Source organism: Stutzerimonas stutzeri, assembly GCF_024448935.1.
Classification (GTDB): domain Bacteria; phylum Pseudomonadota; class Gammaproteobacteria; order Pseudomonadales; family Pseudomonadaceae; genus Stutzerimonas; species Stutzerimonas stutzeri_AO.
The window spans coordinates 1-3,146 of record NZ_JAMOIE010000176.1 but is presented as its reverse complement, the minus strand read 5'-3'; the positions used below and the strand labels follow the sequence as shown (position 1 = coordinate 3,146).

Below are 3,146 nucleotides of genomic sequence, written 5' to 3'. Positions count from 1 at the left end.
CCTACTGTAGATGGTGGCGGACGTAACAGGAAATGCTGACCGCAATCGATTTCGAGCTCTGCTTGACGGACGCGGCGGGGTGCGTAGCAGCAGCCAATGAATATGAAATCCAGTTTTCTATTATCCCGTGTTGGTCGGGTTGGCTGTTTGGCTGAGCGTACTGGTCCAGGAGCGGATCGTGACGCCAACCAAGAACTGGCTTTTGGCCAAGCGCGCCCGCAAACCTATGGCCGTCGCCGCGCATCCGGTCAGACATGGATTCAGACAACATCTAGTAGCGCCGACTCCGCAGCCTTGGCGAGTTGCCGGGATTTATCATCGTAGTACCGCGTGGCTACGACAGCTCGTCGGCTCCTGACGTGTCGGCACTATCTTTCTTTGATCGAGACGAGCTGAATGAACGGCTGTGCAAGCAAATCGCTGTTTCTGTTTATTGATGCCGCCGCATTCGCTTAAATGCCATAACCCTGCGGGTTGGCGCGCAGCTGAGAGCAAATCGCCAGTAGTCTTCAGCTCTTTAGGAAGTATGTTTGTATCCCTGCCGTATTTTTTTGGGGCACTTTTAGGCCAACAAACTCGACGGAACTCCGAAAAGACCCCCCGGTCACCTTATATGTGCGCACCGACATTACACAGTTCGCGGTTCACCGCAGTTGCTGTGTTCCTACGGGCCGTGGTCTTCCGGCCAAGCCATATAAACAGGTGAATCAAATGACTACACCCGACGAAGAAAATACTGGTTACGGTGGCCAGCCCAAGACCGGCCCCAATTCCACAACCAGTTCCAGTGGCTCTAACGCCACCAGTTCGCCGAGTTCAGGCATGGGGTCAAGTGGAAGCCATACCTCTAATACAACCCAACGCTCCGGTACAGGCTCAAGCACAGCCGGCCATGCCGCTGAAGATGCGAAGGCGAAAGTCCGTCAAGCGGCCGATCAGGTGAAAACCCAGGGCAAATCTCAATTGGAAGGCTATCGGAAAACCGCAGCTGATGAAATTGATAAAGTCGCCCAAAGTGCCAAAGCTGCTGCTCAAGAGCTAGAAGGGCAAGACCGTCTCGGGCTGTCCAACTACGTCTCCGACCTGGCGCAAAGCATGGTGCAGTTCTCCGACAGCCTGCGTAGCAAGAGCGTGGACGAGCTGTTCCAGGACGTGAATCGGCTTGCACGGAACAACCCCGCTCTGTTCCTCACCGGGAGCGTGGCGTTGGGCTTCGGCCTGACCCGTTTCGCTCGCGCTTCGAGCAAGCGCGCTTCGCAAGGGGATCATGGCCACCAGAGCAGCCATGCGGTTGCTGGCTCCAGCAGCCATCACAGTTCCGACCAGGATGAGCTAAACGATCGTCTCAGCACGGGTGAACCGGGCTCTATCGGCAGTGTTAGCAATGCAGGCGTTTCGTCTGCAACCAGCACTTCCAGGCCGACCACCGGAACCTCTGTAGGAACCGGCTCAGCTACCGGCGTTGGAACAGGCCTTGGCGCTGGTTCCAGCGGGACAGGCGCCAGCATGGGTGCAAACACCAGCAGTGGGTTGGGTGTTGGTCCAAATGCTGGCTCCAGCAGCACAGGCTCCACGACCAGCCGCGACGGCAAGGGTACCGACGGAGGACTTTTCCCATGAGTGAAGCAGGTAAGACAACGACCACGACCTCCACAGCCAATACGACCGTGGAGCCCGGTCATCGCGCCGAAAACGACACCTCTGTAGGTGGCCTGCTTCGTCAGCTAACGCACGAAGTACCATCCTTGATCACCAAGGAACTGGCGCTGGCGAAGGCTGAAATGACCGAGTCGATCCGCGCGACCAAAGCGGGTGCCGGCAGCGTCGCTACTGGCGGTGCAGTGCTTCTCGGCGGATTCATCGTGCTGTTGATGTCGGCCGTATACGGGCTGAGCAATCTGGTCGAGCCTTGGCTCGCGGCGCTGATCGTCGGCGCCGTGGTAGTGGTTATCGGGCTGATCATGGTGTCGTCCGGCAAGAAGAAGTTTCAGGCTTCTTCGTTCAAGCCGGAGCGCACCATTCATTCGGTCAACAAGGATAAAGAAGCTGTGAAGGGGCACACATCATGAGCACACGTAATCAGATTGATGCCGAAGCGCAAAAGGATCCGGACGAGCTAGAGCGTGAGATCGATCAGACCCGTACCGAGATCGGTAACATTGTTCATGCGCTTGAAAACAAGCTGTCTCCCGGTGAGTTGATTGATACCGCGCTGGGCTACGTCAAAGGTGGCGGTGGCGAGTTCTTCAGTAACCTCGGCAATACGGTAAAGGCCAATCCGGTGCCGACCGTGCTCACCTCGATCGGCCTGATCTGGATGATGGCTGGGCAGAATCGCCAGCCTCACTCCAACGTCACCACGGCGGGCTACAGCACGGGCCCGAATGGTCCGTCGATGGGTGACAAGCTGTCCGCCAAAACCGCTGGTATCAAGCAGCAGGGCACCAGCATGAAGGAGAAGGCCAGCCAGATGGGTCAGAGCGTTTCCGAGTCGTTGGGCAGTGCACGCACTCGAGCAAGCGACTCCAGTCGTCAGGCATCCGCGAGGCTGCGCGGTAGTGCAGACCGGGCGCGTGGCGGATTCAACCAGCTGTTGCAGGAACAGCCCTTGGCTCTTGGTGCGATCGGTATTGCGATAGGCGCGTTGATTGCTGCATCGGTTCCGCCTTCCCGTCGTGAAGACGAAATGCTCGGTGAGGCCAGCGATCGCATGACCGATCAGCTTCGCCACAAAGCGGAAGAGGGCTATCAAAAAGCTTCCGCCACAGGTGAAGAGGTGGCGAATCGCGTCAAGCAGGACGTCAGCAGCAGCGAAGGCACCCGCTCGAACTCCGGCTCGACCGGTACGACTTCAGCCGGTATATAAAGCAGCAGCGCCACGCCGAGTCGACTCAGATCGGTGATAGCGTCTGTTTCTCCAGCGCGGGCTTGAGTCTGCACCGGCGAAGTTCGATAATGCGCCGCTCGGCGCCGGTGTAGCTCAGTAGGTAGAGCAGCGCATTCGTAATGCGAAGGTCGGGGGTTCGACTCCTCTCACCGGCACCATTGAAATCAAAGGCTCGCAGCGATGCGGGCCTTTTTCATTTATGGGTCGGGGTTGCGCCAGGGTTACGTTTCCGGGTTGTCTCCGGTATTTCACATAGCCC

Annotated in this window: 3 protein-coding genes and 1 tRNA gene; all 4 read left to right on the top strand. The window is 57.9% G+C overall.

The features are described 5' to 3' along the window. Nucleotides 1-711: 711 nt before the first annotated feature. The 4 genes from NA637_RS24370 (at nucleotide 712) to NA637_RS24355 (ending at nucleotide 3,045) form a co-directional block, all read left to right on the top strand. Nucleotides 712-1,620, top strand: coding sequence for a hypothetical protein (locus tag NA637_RS24370; RefSeq protein WP_256075114.1), 909 nt, complete (start codon nucleotides 712-714; stop codon nucleotides 1,618-1,620). Continuing rightward, complete coding sequence (locus NA637_RS24365) at nucleotides 1,617-2,069, top strand: phage holin family protein (RefSeq protein ID WP_256075113.1); 453 nt, start codon at nucleotides 1,617-1,619, stop codon at nucleotides 2,067-2,069. Before NA637_RS24370 ends, NA637_RS24365 begins: the two co-directional genes overlap by 4 nt. Continuing rightward, the gene (locus tag NA637_RS24360) at nucleotides 2,066-2,866 is read left to right on the top strand and encodes a DUF3618 domain-containing protein (RefSeq protein ID WP_256075112.1); all 801 of its coding nucleotides are present in this window, start codon (nucleotides 2,066-2,068) and stop codon (nucleotides 2,864-2,866) included. Before NA637_RS24365 ends, NA637_RS24360 begins: the two co-directional genes overlap by 4 nt. A gap of 103 nt (nucleotides 2,867-2,969) precedes the next feature. Further along, nucleotides 2,970-3,045, top strand: a tRNA-Thr gene (locus NA637_RS24355). Nucleotides 3,046-3,146 lie beyond the last annotated feature (101 nt).